This window comes from Pseudomonas sp. S3_E10 (genome assembly GCF_054667615.1).
Genome location: NZ_CP162743.1, coordinates 2,263,440 through 2,278,340 on the forward strand (window position 1 = coordinate 2,263,440; position 14,901 = coordinate 2,278,340).

The 14,901-nt window shown below is 62.7% G+C and carries 17 protein-coding genes; 14 read left to right on the top strand and 3 right to left on the bottom strand.

Annotated features, from left to right (window positions below):
* Positions 1 to 6 precede the first annotated feature (6 nt).
* On the top strand, positions 7 to 1,470 hold the full coding sequence (selO, locus tag AB4N98_RS10195; protein ID WP_460149407.1) for a protein adenylyltransferase SelO: 1,464 nt from the start codon (positions 7 to 9) through the stop codon (positions 1,468 to 1,470).
* 2 nt (positions 1,471 to 1,472) lie between these two features.
* Here selO and AB4N98_RS10200 read toward each other — a convergent pair whose 3' ends face one another.
* On the bottom strand, positions 1,473 to 1,877 hold the full coding sequence (locus AB4N98_RS10200) for a helix-turn-helix domain-containing protein (protein ID WP_017526495.1): 405 nt from the start codon (positions 1,875 to 1,877) through the stop codon (positions 1,473 to 1,475).
* Entirely contained in the window at positions 1,874 to 2,179 is a 306-nt protein-coding gene (locus AB4N98_RS10205) for a type II toxin-antitoxin system HigB family toxin (RefSeq protein WP_065879476.1), read from the bottom strand. The genes AB4N98_RS10200 and AB4N98_RS10205 overlap by 4 nt, the downstream gene beginning before the upstream one ends.
* A 207-nt stretch (positions 2,180 to 2,386) precedes the next feature.
* Between AB4N98_RS10205 and trxC the strand changes: the two genes are divergently transcribed.
* A complete protein-coding gene (trxC, locus tag AB4N98_RS10210; RefSeq protein ID WP_017526497.1) occupies positions 2,387 to 2,821 on the top strand; it encodes a thioredoxin TrxC in 435 nt (144 codons plus the stop codon).
* Between the two features lie 137 nt (positions 2,822 to 2,958).
* Here the strand turns inward: trxC and AB4N98_RS10215 are convergent, their stop codons facing one another.
* Entirely contained in the window at positions 2,959 to 3,729 is a 771-nt protein-coding gene (locus tag AB4N98_RS10215) for a ParA family protein (RefSeq protein WP_003171256.1), read from the bottom strand.
* Between the two features lie 327 nt (positions 3,730 to 4,056).
* Here AB4N98_RS10215 and AB4N98_RS10220 point away from each other — a divergent pair, with 327 nt between their 5' ends.
* From AB4N98_RS10220 to AB4N98_RS10275, 12 genes are read left to right on the top strand one after another with little or no spacing between them, the layout of a single operon-like run.
* A complete protein-coding gene (locus tag AB4N98_RS10220) occupies positions 4,057 to 4,776 on the top strand; it encodes a beta-ketoacyl synthase chain length factor (protein WP_017526498.1) in 720 nt (239 codons plus the stop codon).
* Positions 4,752 to 5,564, top strand: a complete 813-nt coding sequence (locus AB4N98_RS10225) for a lysophospholipid acyltransferase family protein (protein ID WP_017526499.1) — start codon at positions 4,752 to 4,754, stop codon at positions 5,562 to 5,564. Before AB4N98_RS10220 ends, AB4N98_RS10225 begins: the two co-directional genes overlap by 25 nt.
* Positions 5,542 to 5,811, top strand: a complete 270-nt coding sequence (locus AB4N98_RS10230; RefSeq protein WP_017526500.1) for a phosphopantetheine-binding protein — start codon at positions 5,542 to 5,544, stop codon at positions 5,809 to 5,811. Before AB4N98_RS10225 ends, AB4N98_RS10230 begins: the two co-directional genes overlap by 23 nt.
* 9 nt (positions 5,812 to 5,820) lie before the next feature.
* Positions 5,821 to 6,075 carry an acyl carrier protein gene (locus tag AB4N98_RS10235; protein ID WP_003187949.1) on the top strand — a complete coding sequence of 85 codons (255 nt, stop codon included), beginning with the start codon at positions 5,821 to 5,823 and terminating at the stop codon, positions 6,073 to 6,075.
* Positions 6,072 to 6,617: a COG4648 family protein gene (locus tag AB4N98_RS10240; RefSeq protein WP_135196339.1), complete on the top strand. Its 546-nt coding sequence runs from the start codon at positions 6,072 to 6,074 to the stop codon at positions 6,615 to 6,617. The genes AB4N98_RS10235 and AB4N98_RS10240 overlap by 4 nt, the downstream gene beginning before the upstream one ends.
* Complete coding sequence (locus tag AB4N98_RS10245; protein WP_068937014.1) at positions 6,614 to 8,284, top strand: acyl-CoA synthetase family protein; 1,671 nt, start codon at positions 6,614 to 6,616, stop codon at positions 8,282 to 8,284. The genes AB4N98_RS10240 and AB4N98_RS10245 overlap by 4 nt, the downstream gene beginning before the upstream one ends.
* Positions 8,277 to 9,011, top strand: a complete 735-nt coding sequence (locus tag AB4N98_RS10250; protein ID WP_065879478.1) for a glycosyltransferase family 2 protein — start codon at positions 8,277 to 8,279, stop codon at positions 9,009 to 9,011. Before AB4N98_RS10245 ends, AB4N98_RS10250 begins: the two co-directional genes overlap by 8 nt.
* On the top strand, positions 9,008 to 9,943 hold the full coding sequence (locus AB4N98_RS10255; protein ID WP_460149408.1) for an LpxL/LpxP family acyltransferase: 936 nt from the start codon (positions 9,008 to 9,010) through the stop codon (positions 9,941 to 9,943). Before AB4N98_RS10250 ends, AB4N98_RS10255 begins: the two co-directional genes overlap by 4 nt.
* A complete protein-coding gene (locus tag AB4N98_RS10260) occupies positions 9,927 to 11,468 on the top strand; it encodes an HAL/PAL/TAL family ammonia-lyase (RefSeq protein WP_065879480.1) in 1,542 nt (513 codons plus the stop codon). The genes AB4N98_RS10255 and AB4N98_RS10260 overlap by 17 nt, the downstream gene beginning before the upstream one ends.
* Positions 11,461 to 11,886 carry an acyl-CoA thioesterase gene (locus AB4N98_RS10265; RefSeq protein WP_017526506.1) on the top strand — a complete coding sequence of 142 codons (426 nt, stop codon included), beginning with the start codon at positions 11,461 to 11,463 and terminating at the stop codon, positions 11,884 to 11,886. The genes AB4N98_RS10260 and AB4N98_RS10265 overlap by 8 nt, the downstream gene beginning before the upstream one ends.
* Positions 11,883 to 12,578 carry an outer membrane lipoprotein carrier protein LolA gene (locus AB4N98_RS10270; protein ID WP_068937015.1) on the top strand — a complete coding sequence of 232 codons (696 nt, stop codon included), beginning with the start codon at positions 11,883 to 11,885 and terminating at the stop codon, positions 12,576 to 12,578. Before AB4N98_RS10265 ends, AB4N98_RS10270 begins: the two co-directional genes overlap by 4 nt.
* Complete coding sequence (locus AB4N98_RS10275; RefSeq protein ID WP_017526508.1) at positions 12,568 to 14,877, top strand: MMPL family transporter; 2,310 nt, start codon at positions 12,568 to 12,570, stop codon at positions 14,875 to 14,877. Before AB4N98_RS10270 ends, AB4N98_RS10275 begins: the two co-directional genes overlap by 11 nt.
* Positions 14,878 to 14,901 lie beyond the last annotated feature (24 nt).

Genomic DNA, 14,901 nt, shown 5'->3' on the forward strand with positions numbered 1-14,901 from the left:
TGGCCGGTGAAAGCCCTAGACGAACTGACCTTCGACAACCGCTTCGCCCGTTTGGGCGACGCGTTCTCAACCCACGTCCTGCCAGAACCGCTCGACGAGCCGCGCCTTGTCGTGGCGAGCGATGCCGCCATGGCCCTGCTCGACCTCGACCCGGCGGTGGCCGAAACGCCGGTGTTTGCCGAGCTGTTTGGCGGCCATAAGCTATGGGCCGAAGCTGAGCCGCGGGCGATGGTCTATTCGGGGCATCAGTTCGGCGGCTATACCCCGCAACTCGGCGATGGCCGCGGACTGTTGTTGGGCGAGGTGTACAACAATGCCGGCGAGCACTGGGACCTGCACCTCAAGGGTGCCGGGATGACGCCGTACTCGCGGATGGGCGATGGCCGCGCGGTGCTGCGCTCCTCGATTCGTGAATTCCTCGCTTCCGAGGCGCTGCATGCGCTGGGTATCCCCACCAGCCGCGCCTTGTGCGTGATCGGCTCCAGCACTCCGGTATGGCGCGAGAAGCAAGAGCGCGGCGCCATGGTGTTGCGCCTGGCGCCGAGCCATATCCGCTTCGGGCATTTCGAATATTTCTACTACACCAAAAAGCCCGAGCAGCAGGCAGAACTGGCCGAGCACGTCTTGAATCTGCATTACCCCGAATGTCGCGAACAGCCCGAGCCGTACCTGGCGATGTTCCGCGAGATCGTCGAGCGCAACGCCGAACTGATCGCCAAATGGCAGGCCTACGGTTTCTGCCATGGCGTGATGAACACCGACAACATGTCGATCCTCGGCATCACTTTCGACTACGGGCCGTATGCGTTTCTGGATGATTTCGACGCGCACTTTATCTGCAACCATTCGGACCATGAAGGGCGCTATTCCTTCAGCAACCAGGTGCCCATCGGCCAATGGAACCTCAGCGCGCTGGCCCAGGCGCTGACGCCGTTTATCAGCGTTGAAGCCTTGAAGGAGGCGCTCGGCCTGTACCTGCCGTTCTACCAGGCCCACTACCTGGACCTGATGCGCCGCCGCCTGGGGCTGACCACGGCCGAAGACGACGACCAGAAATTGGTAGAGCGCCTGCTCAAGCTGATGCAGAACAGTGGCGTGGATTACACGCTGTTCTTCCGCCGTTTGGGGGATGAATCTGCGGCGCTGGCCGTGGCGCGGCTGCGCGATGACTTTGTCGACATGGCCGGGTTCGATGCCTGGGCCGACCTGTACAAGGCCCGTGTTGCGCGGGATGGGGAGTACAACGAAGAACAGCGCCGTGGGCGGATGCACGCGGTCAACCCGCTGTACATCCTGCGCAACTATCTGGCACAAAACGCCATCGCCGCCGCCGAATCCGGGGATTACAGCGAAGTACGGCGGCTGCATGCGGTGCTGTCCAAGCCGTTTGAGGAGCAAACGGGGATGGAGCAATACGCGCAGCGGCCGCCGGATTGGGGCAAGCATTTGGAGATTAGTTGTTCGTCGTAATGTCACCGAATGAAGGTTTCAACCGAAACTCCAAAGCGCTCAGCCAGCCAACGAATTTGCCGCACGTTGAGCTGGCGCTTTCCGCTCAATACTTCAGAAACAACCGATTGGGCACCCACGCCCGGCAGATCGCTTTGGGTGAGGTTGTGCTCACGCATCATGTAGCGCAACACGTCTACACCACTGGCCTCGGGCATAGGGCGATGCTTATGATCGTAGGCTTCGATCCAGTCGCTGAGGATATCCACCAAGCTCATCAGAGGGCTGTTTTCATCTTCACCGACCAGGCTCAGTAACTCGTCCAAGCCGCACACCAGGGCGTCGTAGGCCGCCTCGTTTTCTGGTTTGCGCAGCACGGGCGAAACGTATTGCCAGTGCTCTGCCGCCACTCGCATAAGCGCGCTCATCTGGTTTTTTCCTTCCACTTATCTTTCTCATAATCACGATGATCAAGCAGCTGCTTGATATAGACGCGCTGCACCTGATAGGCCACGCAAGCAATCAATCTCAGCTTGTTACCTCCGATATCAAACACATGAAACTTTCCGACCTTATCCGTGGCAGGGAACATGGTTTTCATCGACGCGAAGTCTTTGGGGGAGTTGCGCCTGATCAAGCGATACCACTGATCCAAAGCCGTTGCTGAGCGCAGCCACTTTTCCTTTGCTTCCCAAATCTTTTTTTCACTGTCCTTATCGCATCTTGCTATGAAGGTTAGACCTGTACCTCGAATATCTCAATTTGCTATAGCTGCAAACAGACCGATGGCACAAAACGGAACAGACTCCAACAGACTAGATAGCGGGGCCTTCACTAGCATGAGCAAACTATGAGCGAATAAGTCGCCCACTCGTTTCCTTGATAAATCCAAGGCCTGGCTCCAGATAGATCCCATTGGCCAAACCAAGGAGCCCCCATGTCCGAACCTCTCGTCATCCCCTGCCCCCATTGCAACGGCCTCAACCGCATCCCCGGCGAACGCCTGGGTGATACGCCCAAGTGCGGGCGTTGCAAGCAACCCGTGTTGTTGAACAAGCCGTTTGAGCTTAAGCAAGGCGACTACGCCAGCCAGATCAAGGGCGACCTGCCGCTGTTGGTGGATGTGTGGGCCGACTGGTGCGGGCCGTGCAAGTCGTTTGCGCCGGTGTTTGAACAGGCGGCTGGGCAGCTTGCGGGCAAGTGCCGACTGGCCAAGCTCGACAGTGAGGCCAACCAGCAGTTGTCGGGGCAATTGGGGATTCGTTCGATCCCCAGTTTGATTCTGTTCAAGAACGGCCGCGAAGTGGCGCGCCAGAGCGGGGCGTTTCCGTTGCCGCAGTTGATGAGTTGGTTGCGTAGCCAGGGCGTGTAACCGATCGGGAAAGCACCACCGGACAGTGTGGGAGGGGGCTTGCTCCCGATAGCGATGGGTCAGTCAGTCCATCCGAAACTGATACACCGCTATCGGGAGCAAGCCCCCTCCCACAAGTTTTTGTGTCGTCGGCAAAATCAGCCGTTTTCCAGCAAGTTATGCAATTCCACAAACTGCTGCGTCAGCTTGTGTCGCGGGTCCAAGTGGATCAGCGGTTTGCTCTCTTGGTGCGACTCGCGCATGCGCACCGAGCTGGCCAGGTACACCGGCAGCACCGGCAGCCCTTCGGCAATCAGTTCGTCCAATATCTGCTGTGGCAGGCTTGCCCGAGCCTGGAACTGGTTAACCACGATGCCTTCCACTTCCAGGCCTTCGTTGTGGTCGTCCTTCAGTTCTTCGATTTCCGCCAGCAGGCCGTAGAGGGCTTGGCGCGAGAAGCTGTCGCAATCGAAGGGGATCAGTACGCGATCAGCGGCAATCAACGCCGAAACCGCATAAAAATTAAGTGCTGGCGGCGTATCCAGGTAAATCCGGTCGTAATCCTCGCCCAGTTCATCCAACAGCTTTCTCAGCTTGTTGATCTTGTGCTTAGCCTCAAGCTTGGGCTGCAGATCAGCCAATTCGGCAGTGGCGGTAATCACATGCAGGTTGTCGAACGGCGTTTCGTAGATATCCACCTTGTTCTTCTTCGAAAACGGCCCGGAAGACAGGGTTTGCTTGAAAAAGTCCGCGATCCCCATGGGGATATCATCGCCAGTCAGCCCGGTGAGGTACTGCGTTGAGTTGGCTTGTGCATCGAGGTCCACCAACAGGGTTCGATAGCCTTCGCTGGCGCTGACCGCCGCCAGGTTGCAGGCGATGCTGGACTTGCCCACGCCGCCTTTCTGATTGAACACCACACGCCGCATGGAAAAACCTCCGTGTATCAATAATTGTCCGAGTGTAGAGGGCAAAAGCGCCTGTTAGCTACCTCGTTCATCGATGCGTTGCGGCAACAAAGGCAGGCCACGCACAGGTGATTAGGAATAGTCCGACAATCCAAGCCGACCTCGGCTAGGGGACAATCTGTAAATCTCTCCCACTATTTTGTAATCAGCCGTGAACAATTATTTACCAAAGTTTGCTAGAACCCCACGGCACCGGGATAATGCGCGCCATTCGGCGATTGCTCCCTGTCCCGGTATTCGGGGCCAAAAGCCGCACATGGAAGCCCGCAGGGGCGGGATAACTTCTCAGTGATCAACTTCAACATCGCCCAATGGCGCGCCTGGGCCCCTGGCCTGGAGCGTGCGGACGACTGGCACGCCTGGTGTCGGGCCCCGGTGTTGCTGCCCGCCAGCGAAGCCTCGCCCGACGTGTCGTTTTTGCCGGCCATGCAGCGCCGGCGCCTGAGCCGTCTGGCGCGCATGGCGTTCAGCGTGGGCTGGCCGCTGGCCGAGGGCCTGCAAGACCTGCCGTTGGTGTTTGTTTCCCGGCATGGTGAAACCCCGCGCACGCTCGACATTCTCAGCGACCTGGCCAACGACCAGCCGCTGTCGCCGACCCAGTTCAGCCTGTCGGTGCACAACGCGGTGATTGGCCTGTGGTCGATCCTGCGCGATGAAACCAGTGAAATGACCGCCCTCGCCGCCGCCGGCGACGGCCTGGAGCACGGCGTGCTTGAGGCTGCCGCGCTGCTCAACGAAGGCACGCCGGCGGTGTTACTGGTGATTACCGAAGAACAGCCCCCCGAGGCCTACGCCAACTGGATTGTCGATGTGCCGTTCCCTTACGCCCTTGGCTTGCTGCTGACACCAGGCGACGAGTGGCAACTGGAACTCACCTCGGGCACTGTCCAACCCACTCGAACCCAGTGGCCCCACGCCCTGAACCTGCTGCGCACCCTGCTCACCGAACAGGGCGCCTGCCAACATGCCTGGAAGAACCGCGTATGGAACTGGCAACGCAAGGCCTGACCAGCAAGCCACGGGATGCCTACTACTGGCGCCTGCTCGCCACCGCCGCCAGCTTCACGCTGTTCGGCTTCGGTGGGCTGTGCCTGCGCTTGCTGATTTTTCCGTTACTAAGTTGCCTGCCGGGCAGCGCAGAAAAACATCAGCGCCGTGCCCGCCATACCATCAGCAAACTGTTCTGGTTCTTTGTCCGCATGATGTATCGCGCAGGCGTGCTGACCTACAGCGTCGAAGGCGCCGAAAAGCTCGGTCGCCCCGGCCAGATGATCATCGCCAACCACCCTTCGCTGATCGACGTCGTGTTCCTGATCGGCCTGATGCGCCAGACCAACTGCGTGGTCAAGCAGAGCCTGTTCCAAAACCCATTCATGCGTGGCCCGGTGCGCGACGCCGGCTACATCAGCAATGACGGCAGCTCGGACATGCTCGACGCCGCCGCAGACGCCCTGCGCGCAGGCCAGACCTTGATCATTTTCCCGGAAGGCACCCGCACCACACCCGGCGCAGCGCCTGCCTTTCATCGCGGTGCCGCCGCCATTGCACTGCGAGGTGCGACACTCATCACCCCGGTGGTGATCAAAGTAAGCCCCACCACGCTGACCAAAGCCGAACCCTGGTATCGCATCCCCAAACGCCGCTTTCATTTCAGTTTGCGCGTGGGTGCCGATATAGAACCACAGGCGTTTGCAACACTGGGACCCGCACCCCAGGCCTCACGCAAGCTCAACGATTACCTGCATGACTATTTTATTAAGGAGCTCGCCGAAGATGAGCGACCAACACCGCCTTGAGCACGACATAAAAACGCTGATTATCGACGCCCTGGGCCTGGAAGATATCAACCCCGACGACATCGGTAGCGACCAAACCCTGTTCGGCGAAGGCCTGGGCCTGGATTCGGTAGACGCCCTGGAATTGGGCCTGGCGATCCAGAAAAAGTACGGCATCAAAATCGATGCCGACGCCAAAGACACGCGCAATCACTTCACCAATGTGGCCAGCCTTGCGGCATTCGTCACAGCCAGACAGGCAGCTTGAGACCGGACCATGCAAACTCGTGACGATATTTTCAACACCCTGCGCGATGCCTTGGTGGAACTGTTTGAACTGCCCCCGGAACGCGTCACTCTGGACGCCAACCTGTATCAAGACCTGGAAATCGACAGCATCGACGCTGTCGACCTGATCGACCATATCAAGCGCCAGACCGGCAAGAAAATCGCCGCCGAAGAGTTCAAGGCGGTGCGCACTGTCAACGATGTGGTTGAGGCGGTGTACCGTCTGGTCCAGCCCGCCGCATGAGCTGGCTGATCGGCCTTGGCCTGTTGTTGGCGGGGCTGCTGTACCCCTTTGCGGTGTATTACGGCACCGAACATTTTGCACCCTGGCAATTCGGCCTGCTGTTGGGCGGCCTGTGGCTGCTGCGCGCCTTCACGGGTACGCGCCGCCCCGGCAGCCGCTGGATGGCGCTGGCGGTGATCGTGTTCTGCCTGTTGCTGGCCTGGTTCGATAACCCGTACTTGCTGCGCTGGTACCCGAGCCTGGTCAGTGCGTTCATGCTGGCGCTGTTTGGCCTGAGCCTGAAATACGGCCCGCCGATGGTCGAGCGCCTGGCACGCATGACTGAACCGGACCTGCCTGCGAATGCGGTGGTGTATACGCGCCAGGTCACCGTGGTGTGGAGTGTATTTTTTCTGTGCAATGGCCTGCTCGCCGCCGCCCTCACCCTGTGGGCGCCGCTGAGCTGGTGGACGTTGTACAACGGCTTGATCGCCTACGGGCTGATGGGGCTGTTGTTTGCCGTGGAATGGCTGGTACGACAAAGGGTTCGAGGCCGCGTATGAATGGGTTGAAACTTGAGCACCTGCTGCTTGAGCCGCTGCAACAACGCAGGGTCACGACTGAACCTGCGATGAATCACGCCCAGCTGTGGGAATATTCCCTGAGCCTGGCGGCCGGCCTGCAAGCGCGCGGCATTCGACGCCTGGCCGTGTACCTGGAAGATGCCGGCAGCCTGGCGATCGCCCTGCTGGGGGCCTGGCGTGCCGGAGTCAGCGTGCTGCTACCCGCCGACCTGCAACCGCAAACCCGCCAACGCTGGGCCGATGCCGTCGACGCCTGGCTGACTGAAGCGGCGGACCTGGACGCGCTCTACCAAGCCCCCTTGAGCCCTGCCGCCCTCAGCCTCGATACCTGCCAACTGAGCCTGTGCACCTCCGGCTCCAGCGGCGAGCCCAAGCGCATCGATAAAACCCTGCGTCAGTTGGCCAACGAAGTCCAAGCCCTTGAGGCGCTGTGGGGCGCCGATCTCAAGGATGCGTGCATCATCGGCAGTGTCGCCACCCAGCACATCTACGGTTTGCTGTTCCGCGTACTGTGGCCGTTGTGTGCCGGTCGCACCTTTGTGCGCAAGCAGCTGGCCTTCCCCGAAGACTTGCAACGCGCCAGCCGCGAGCATGCGCAGTTCGCCTGGGTGGCGAGCCCGGCGCTGCTCAAGCGCATGGGCGACAACCTCGACTGGCCCGCGTTGAGCCAGGTTTCACGGGTGTTTTCCTCCGGCGGCGCGCTGCCGTCCGAGGCCGCCGGCAGCCTCTACGATCGCTTGCAACAATGGCCGACGGAAATCCTCGGCAGCTCAGAAACCGGCGGCATTGCCTGGCGCCAGGGCGCGCAACCCTGGCAGCCGTTTGCCGATGTGCAGTTGAGCCAGGATGCCGACGGCGCCCTGCGCATCGCATCCCCCTACCTGCCCGCCGGGCATATCGAACACACCGCCGACGCTGCGCGCATTCATGCCGATGGCCGCTTCGAGCTGCTCGGCCGCCTGGATCGCATCGTCAAGCTGGAAGAAAAACGCATTTCCCTACCCATGCTCGAACAGGCGTTGATGACTCACCCCTGGGTCGCCGAAACGCGCCTGGGCGTGATCCAGGAAAGTCGCGCCTCCCTCGGCGCCCTGGTGGTATTGAGCGCCGCCGGCCTGCACGCCCTGCGCAATCAAGGCCGACGCAGCCTCACCCAGACCCTGCGTCAGCACCTGAGCCAACATTGCGAAGCCCTGGCGCTGCCGCGTCGCTGGCGTTTGCTGCGCCAACTGCCGCTGAATGCCCAGGGCAAACTGCCCCAGGCCGAGGTGACCGCGCTGCTGTTGGCGCCTCGGCCGAAAGCGCCTGAAGTACTGGAGCAAGTCGAGGCCAATGGCGAATGGACCCTGCAGTTGAGCGTGCCGCCGGACCTGGCCTATTTCAGCGGCCACTTCCCGGCCACCCCGGTGCTGCCGGGCGTGGTGCAGGTGGAATGGGCCGTCAACCTCGGCCGGCAACTGCTTGATTTGCCCGCGACCTTTGCCGGCATGGAAGTGCTCAAGTTTCAGCAACTGGTGCGCCCCGGCGACACGGTCGAACTGCACCTGCGCTTCGACCGCGAACGCAGCAAGCTGTATTTCGCCTACCGCAACGGCGTTGCCGCGTGTTCCAGTGGCCGGATAGTGCTGGAGGCCACACATGCATAGCCCCTGCGCACTGATCCCGGTCTACAACCACGAGGCCGCCGTGCCTGCGGTGGTCCAAAGCCTGTTGAACAGTGGCCTGCCGTGCCTGCTGGTGGACGACGGCAGCAGCTCGGCGTGCGCGGCGGTGTTGGCGCAATTGGCGACCCTGGAGCACGTCACCCTGGTGACCCTGCCCCATAACCTGGGCAAGGGCGGCGCCGTCATGGCCGGTTTTCGCGAAGCGGCGCGCCTGGGCTACAGCCATGCGCTGCAAGTCGACGCCGATGGCCAGCATGACCTGCGCGAAGTCGAGACCTTTATCGACACCTCGCGCAGGCACCCCGATGCCATCATCTGCGGCTACCCCGAATACGATGAAAGCGTGCCCAAAGGCCGTCTCTACGCACGCTACCTGACCCACGTGTGGGTGTGGATCAACACGCTGTCGCTGCAGATCCGCGACTCGATGTGCGGCTTTCGCGTGTACCCCCTGACGCCGGTGCTGGCGCTGATGGACTCGGCCTACATCGGCACGCGCATGGACTTCGACTCGGACATCCTGGTGCGCCTGGCCTGGCGCAACCAACCGATGCGATGGTTGCCGACGAAGGTGCACTACCCCGCCGACGGCCTGTCGCATTTCCGGCTGTTCCACGACAACGTGCGCATCAGCGCCATGCACACCCGGCTGTTCTTCGGCATGTTGGTGCGCGCGCCGATGATTCTGTGGCGACGGTGGCAGGTATGACCGACAGCACCAAGCACTGGGCCGACCGCGAAGAGCGCGGCAGCTACTGGCTGATGAGGCTCACCGCCATCGCCGCCAAAGTTCTCGGCCGACGCGTGCTGAGCCCGGTGCTGTACGGCATCGTCTTGTACTTTTTCCTTTTTGGCCGCACGGCGCGCCAGAGCGCCTGGCAATACCAACGGCGCCTGGCCGAGTGGAGCGAGCGCAAGGAGTTGCGCCCGTCCCATTGCAGCGTCTTCGGCCAGTTCATGGCCTTCGCCGACGCCCTGCTCGACAAGCTCGACGTGTGGAACGGCAAGCTGCGCCTGGAACAGATCCACATCAACGACCCGGCGCAATTACGCGGGCAACTGCGCAGCGAGCGCGGGCAGATGCTGGTGGGCGCGCACTTGGGCAACCTCGAAGTGTGCCGCGCTCTGGCCGAGATTGGCGAACAAGTCACCATGAACGTGCTGGTGCACACCAAGCACGCCGAACGTTTCAACCGCTTGCTCGGTGAAGCCGGCGCGACCCATTTGCGCCTGATCCAGGTCAGCGAGCTGGACCCGGCCACCATGCTGCTGCTCAGCCAGCGCCTGGACGACGGCGAGTGGCTGGCCATTGCCGGCGACCGCGTACCGCTGCACGGCGGGCGCACGGTGCGCGTGGATTTCCTCGGCCATGACGCGGCATTTCCTCAAGGCCCGTGGCTGCTGGCGGGCCTGCTCAAATGCCCGGTGAACCTGCTCATGTGCCTCAAGCAGCAGGGCCGCTATCACTTGACTATTGAGCCGTTCGCGCCATCGATCGAATGGAAGCGCAGCACCCGCGAGCAGGTCATCGCTCAATGGACCGCGCGCTACGCCGCGCGCCTGGGCCAGTTCTGCCTGCAAGCGCCCCAACAATGGTTCAACTTTTACCCTTTCTGGAAGACCGATGACGACGCATCTTGAGCCGGTAACCTTTGGCGAACGCCCCCTGCGCATCGAAGACGTGCTGGCCCTGGCCAACCGTCAGGCGCCCACGCAGTTGCAGGGCGATGCCGCGTATCGCCAGCGCATCGCCAAGGGCGCGCAGTTCCTCGACTCGCTGCTGGACAAGGAAGGCGTGATCTACGGCGTGACCACCGGCTACGGCGACTCGTGCGTGGTGGCCGTGCCGTTGCAGCACGTCGAAGCCTTGCCGCGCCACCTGTATACCTTCCACGGCTGTGGCCTGGGCAAGTTGCTCGATGCCCAAGCCACTCGCGCGGTGCTCGCCGCGCGGTTGCAGTCGCTGTGCCACGGCGTGTCCGGGGTGCGCGTGGAACTGCTGGAGCGCCTGCACGCGTTCCTGGAGCACGACGTACTGCCGCTGATCCCGGAAGAAGGCTCGGTGGGCGCCAGCGGTGATTTGACGCCGCTGTCCTATGTAGCCGCGACCCTGTCCGGCGAGCGCGAGGTAATGTTCCGTGGCGAACGCCGCCAGGCCGCCGATGTACATCGCGAACTGGGCTGGACCCCGCTGGTTTTGCGCCCCAAGGAAGCCCTGGCGCTGATGAACGGCACCGCTGTGATGACCGGCCTCGCCTGCCTGGCCTTCGCCCGCGCCGACTACCTGCTGCAACTGGCCACGCGCATCACCGCGCTCAACGTGGTGGCGCTGCAAGGCAACCCGGAACACTTCGACGAACGCCTGTTCGCCGCCAAACCGCATCCGGGGCAAATGCAAGTCGCCGCGTGGCTACGCCAGGACTTGGCCATCGACGCACCGACCGCGCCGCTGCACCGCCTGCAGGACCGCTACTCCCTGCGCTGCGCGCCCCATGTGCTTGGCGTGCTGGCCGACAGCCTGAACTGGCTGCGGTCCTTTATTGAGATCGAACTGAACAGCGCCAACGACAACCCGATCATCGACGCTGAAGAAGAGCGCGTGTTGCACGGCGGGCACTTCTACGGCGGGCATATCGCCTTTGCCATGGACAGCCTCAAGACCCTGGTGGCCAACGTCGCCGACCTGCTGGATCGCCAGCTCGCGCTGCTGGTGGATGTGCGCTACAACCACGGCCTGCCGAGCAACCTGTCCGGCGCCCCGGCCGACCGCGCAATGATCAACCACGGCTTCAAGGCCGTGCAGATCGGTACCAGCGCCTGGACCGCCGAAGCCCTTAAAAACACCATGCCGGCCAGCGTGTTCTCGCGCTCCACCGAATGTCATAACCAAGACAAAGTCAGCATGGGCACCATCGCCGCCCGTGATGCGATCCGCGTGCTGGAACTGACCGAGCAGGTCGCCGCCGCCACTTTGCTCGCCGCCAACCAGGGCGTGTGGCTACGCGCCCAGGCCGCGGATGCACGCCCATTGCCGCCCGCACTGGCCGCAATGCACGAAGCGCTGGCCAAGGACTTCCCGCCGGTCATCGAAGACCGTGCCCTGGAAGGCGAACTGCGCCTGTGCCTGCAACGCATCGCCGAACAACACTGGAGGCTGCATGCGTAGCCAAGGCGTATTGCACAGCGACACCGAAATCCTCGTGCCGTTTTTCGACGTCGACACCATGAACGTGGTCTGGCACGGGCATTACGTGAAGTACCTGGAAGTGGCGCGTTGCGCGCTGCTGGACAAGATCGGCCACAACTACACGGCCATGCTCGAAGCCGGCTACGCCTGGCCGGTGATCGACATGCAACTGCGCTATGTGCGCGGGGCGATCTTTGGCCAGACCATCAACGTGCGCGCCAGCCTGGTGGAATGGGAGAACCGCTTGAAGGTCAACTACCTGATTACCGACCTGGCCAGCGGCGAGCGCTTGACCCGCGCCAGCACCGTGCAAGTGGCCGTGGAAATGGCCAGCCGCGAGATGCAGTTGGCCTCGCCCAAAATATTTACAGACGCCGTAGAGAGAGCCTTGAAATGAGATCCCCTGTGGGAGCGGGCTTGCTCGCGAAGGTCGTTAACGATATCGCTGGGTACCTGACACGCTGCGGCGCCCTCAAGTCCTTCGCGAGCAAGCCCGCTCCCACAGTGATCGGGTTTATGCTGTTGTTGAGCGTTTCAGGCACAGCATGCGCTTTTGACCTGCAACAACTCAGCGACCAGTTGGCAAAGCCTTCAGTGATCCACGGCAGTTTCATCCAGGAAAAACACCTGCGTGCCCTGCCGCAACCGCTGGTCAGCCAGGGCTCCTTCGTCCTCGCCAAAAACCACGGCCTGTTGTGGCTGCTCAAGACTCCGTTGCAGCAGGACTACCGCATCAGCGCCCAGGGCATTGCCCGTCGTGACGCCAATGGCTGGCAACTGCTGCCGAACAAGAGCGCCGGCGCCGAGCAGAATCGCTTGTTCCTCGCCGTGTTGCAGGGCGACAGCAGCGGCCTGCAGCGCGACTTCGAACTGCAACTGCAAGGCGAGGCCACGCAGTGGAAGCTCACGCTGATCCCCCGCTCTATGTTGCTCAAGCAGGTGTTCAACCAGATCAACATCGACGGTGGCGCCTTGGTGCACACCATCGAACTGCTGGAAACCCAGGGCGACAGCACCCTATTGCGCCTGCAAGGCAGCGCCGCCGATCAACCGTTGAGTGAAGCGGAGCAACACGACTTTGCCCAGTGAGCGTCTGTTGCCGCGCCTGTTCCTGATCCTGCTGGTGGCCGTGCTGGCCCTGGCCGGCTGGCAGTGGCGCCATGGCGCGCCGCTGTCGGCCAACCTGATGGAGCTGGTGCCGGGCAGCACGCCGGATGCCTTGGAACTGCAAGCCGAACAGCGCGTGCAAGAGCCGCTCAACCGCGAAATGCTGGTGCTGGTGGGGCACGCCGACCGCCAGCAAGCGGTGGCCGTGGCGCAGCAGTTGGGCGAGCGCTGGCAGGCCAGTGGCCTGTTTGAAAAGGTGCAGTGGAACCTGCAGGCCGACCTGCCGGCGCTGCGCGAACAATTGCTGCGCGGCCGCCTGGCAATGCTCTCGGCCAAGGACCGCGAGCAACTGATCGAACACCCCGACGCGTTTATCCAACAACGTGTGCAGTCGCTGTTTGACCCCTTCACCGGCTTCAGCCTGGTGCCGAGCCAGGAGGACTGGCTCGGCCTCACCGGGCGTATCCAGAACAGCCAGCCGCAACGCGGCGCGGTGCAGTTGGATATCGGCAGCGGCGCGTTGATCGCCGATGCCGACGGCAAAAGCTGGGTGCTGCTGCGCGCGCGCACCACCGGCAATGCCTTCGACATGAAACTGCCGCTGCAGGTGGCGGACTTGCTCCAGGCCAGCCGCGCACAGGCCGGCCAGCAGGGTGCGCAACTGCTGGCCGCCAGCGGCTTGCTGTATGCCGCCAACGGTCAACGGCAAGCCACCCGGGAAATCACCTGGGTCGGCGGCGGCGCGACCGTGGGCATCCTGTTATTGCTGTTACTGGCGTTCCGTCGTTGGCGGGTGTTGCTGGCCTTCGTGCCGGTGCTGGTGGGCATGCTGTTTGGCGCCGTGGCCTGCGTGGCGCTGTTTGGCCGTATGCATGTGATGACCCTGGTACTCGGTTCCAGCCTGATCGGCGTGGCGGTGGATTACCCGCTGCACTACCTGACAAAAAGCTGGAGCCTCAAGCCATGGCGCAGTTGGCCGGCGTTGCGCCTGACCCTGCCGGGGCTGAGCCTGAGCCTGGCGACCAGTTGCATCGGTTACCTGGCGCTGGCCTGGACGCCGTTCCCGGCGCTGACGCAAATCGCCGTGTTCTCTGCCGCAGGCCTGGTCGGGGCCTACCTGTGCGCCGTGTGCCTGTTGCCGGCGCTGCTCAAGGGCGTGGAGCTGCGCCCGGCGCACTGGCCACTGCGTATCGCCGAATGCCTGTGGCTGTTGCGTGAGGCCTTGCTCAAGCGTGTACCCAGCCCGGTGTTGCTGGCGCTGGTGCTGCTGTTTTGCGCCGGGGGCCTGTGGCAGCTGAACAGCAAAAACGATATCCGCCAGTGGATCGGCGCGCCGCCGCAATTGCTGCAAGAGGCCCAGGCCGTGGCGCGCATCACCGGGTTCCAGCCCACCAGCCAGTTCTTCCTGGTGCGCGCCGAGAACCAACAACAGTTGCTGGAGCGCCAACGCGCCTTGAGCCAGCGTCTGGACCAACTGGTGAACATGGACAAGCTCCAGGGTTACCTGGCACTGAATCAACTGGTCAACCTGCCGGCCGAGCAGCAACAGCTGCGCGAGGCCCTGAACGCACTCGCGCAGCATTGGCAGCCGTTGCTGGACCTCGGCGTACCGGCGAGCGCCCTGCAAGCCGAAGTCGCGCACCTGCAAGCGCTGCCCACCGAAGACATCGACTCCGCGCTGACAGGGCCGTTGGCCGAACCCTGGCGCACCTTGTGGCTCGGCCCGGTGGATGGCGGCGTGGCGGCGATGGTCAGCCTGCAGGGCCTGAACAATCCGGCGCTGCTGCGTGTGCAGGCGGTGGACTTGCCCGGCGTGCAGTTAGTCGACCGCCTCGGCGACTTGAACCGCGTGTTCGCCGACACGCAGGTCAGCGCCGCCGAATTGAAACTGATGTCGTGTGTACTGATCGTGCTGTTGCTGATCTTGCCGTTCGGCTTCGGGGGTGCCTTGCGCATCGTCGCCCTGCCGTTGCTGGCCGCGCTGTGCAGCCTGGCCAGCCTCGGTTGGCTGGGCCAGCCGCTGACGTTGTTCAGCCTGTTTGGTTTGCTGCTGGTCACGGCGATCAGCGTCGATTACGCGATCCTGATGCGCGAACAGATCGGCGGCGCTGCTGTCAGCCTGTTGGGTACACTGCTGGCGGCGCTGACGACCTGGTTGTCGTTTGGCCTGCTGGCCGTATCCAGTACGCCCGCGGTGAGTAATTTCGGCCTATCGGTCAGCCTGGGCCTGGCCTTCAGCTTTATGCTGGCGCCCTGGGCCGGCCAGCGCAAATACGCCTAATGAATGTGATTATCGCCAATGTGG

What these genes read in the sequence shown, in the direction of transcription:
- AB4N98_RS10260 (WP_065879480.1), top strand. Translation starts at nt 9,927, where the DNA reads ATGACGACGCATCTTGAGCCGGTAACCTTTGGCGAACGCCCCCTGCGC.
- AB4N98_RS10265 (WP_017526506.1), top strand. Translation starts at nt 11,461, where the DNA reads ATGCGTAGCCAAGGCGTATTGCACAGCGACACCGAAATCCTCGTGCCG.
- AB4N98_RS10235 (WP_003187949.1), top strand. Translation starts at nt 5,821, where the DNA reads ATGCAAACTCGTGACGATATTTTCAACACCCTGCGCGATGCCTTGGTG.
- AB4N98_RS10270 (WP_068937015.1), top strand. Translation starts at nt 11,883, where the DNA reads ATGAGATCCCCTGTGGGAGCGGGCTTGCTCGCGAAGGTCGTTAACGAT.
- AB4N98_RS10215 (WP_003171256.1), bottom strand. Translation starts at nt 3,729, where the DNA reads ATGCGGCGTGTGGTGTTCAATCAGAAAGGCGGCGTGGGCAAGTCCAGC.
- AB4N98_RS10245 (WP_068937014.1), top strand. Translation starts at nt 6,614, where the DNA reads ATGAATGGGTTGAAACTTGAGCACCTGCTGCTTGAGCCGCTGCAACAA.
- AB4N98_RS10250 (WP_065879478.1), top strand. Translation starts at nt 8,277, where the DNA reads ATGCATAGCCCCTGCGCACTGATCCCGGTCTACAACCACGAGGCCGCC.
- AB4N98_RS10230 (WP_017526500.1), top strand. Translation starts at nt 5,542, where the DNA reads ATGAGCGACCAACACCGCCTTGAGCACGACATAAAAACGCTGATTATC.
- AB4N98_RS10240 (WP_135196339.1), top strand. Translation starts at nt 6,072, where the DNA reads ATGAGCTGGCTGATCGGCCTTGGCCTGTTGTTGGCGGGGCTGCTGTAC.
- trxC (WP_017526497.1), top strand. Translation starts at nt 2,387, where the DNA reads ATGTCCGAACCTCTCGTCATCCCCTGCCCCCATTGCAACGGCCTCAAC.
- AB4N98_RS10255 (WP_460149408.1), top strand. Translation starts at nt 9,008, where the DNA reads ATGACCGACAGCACCAAGCACTGGGCCGACCGCGAAGAGCGCGGCAGC.
- AB4N98_RS10200 (WP_017526495.1), bottom strand. Translation starts at nt 1,877, where the DNA reads ATGAGCGCGCTTATGCGAGTGGCGGCAGAGCACTGGCAATACGTTTCG.
- AB4N98_RS10225 (WP_017526499.1), top strand. Translation starts at nt 4,752, where the DNA reads ATGGAACTGGCAACGCAAGGCCTGACCAGCAAGCCACGGGATGCCTAC.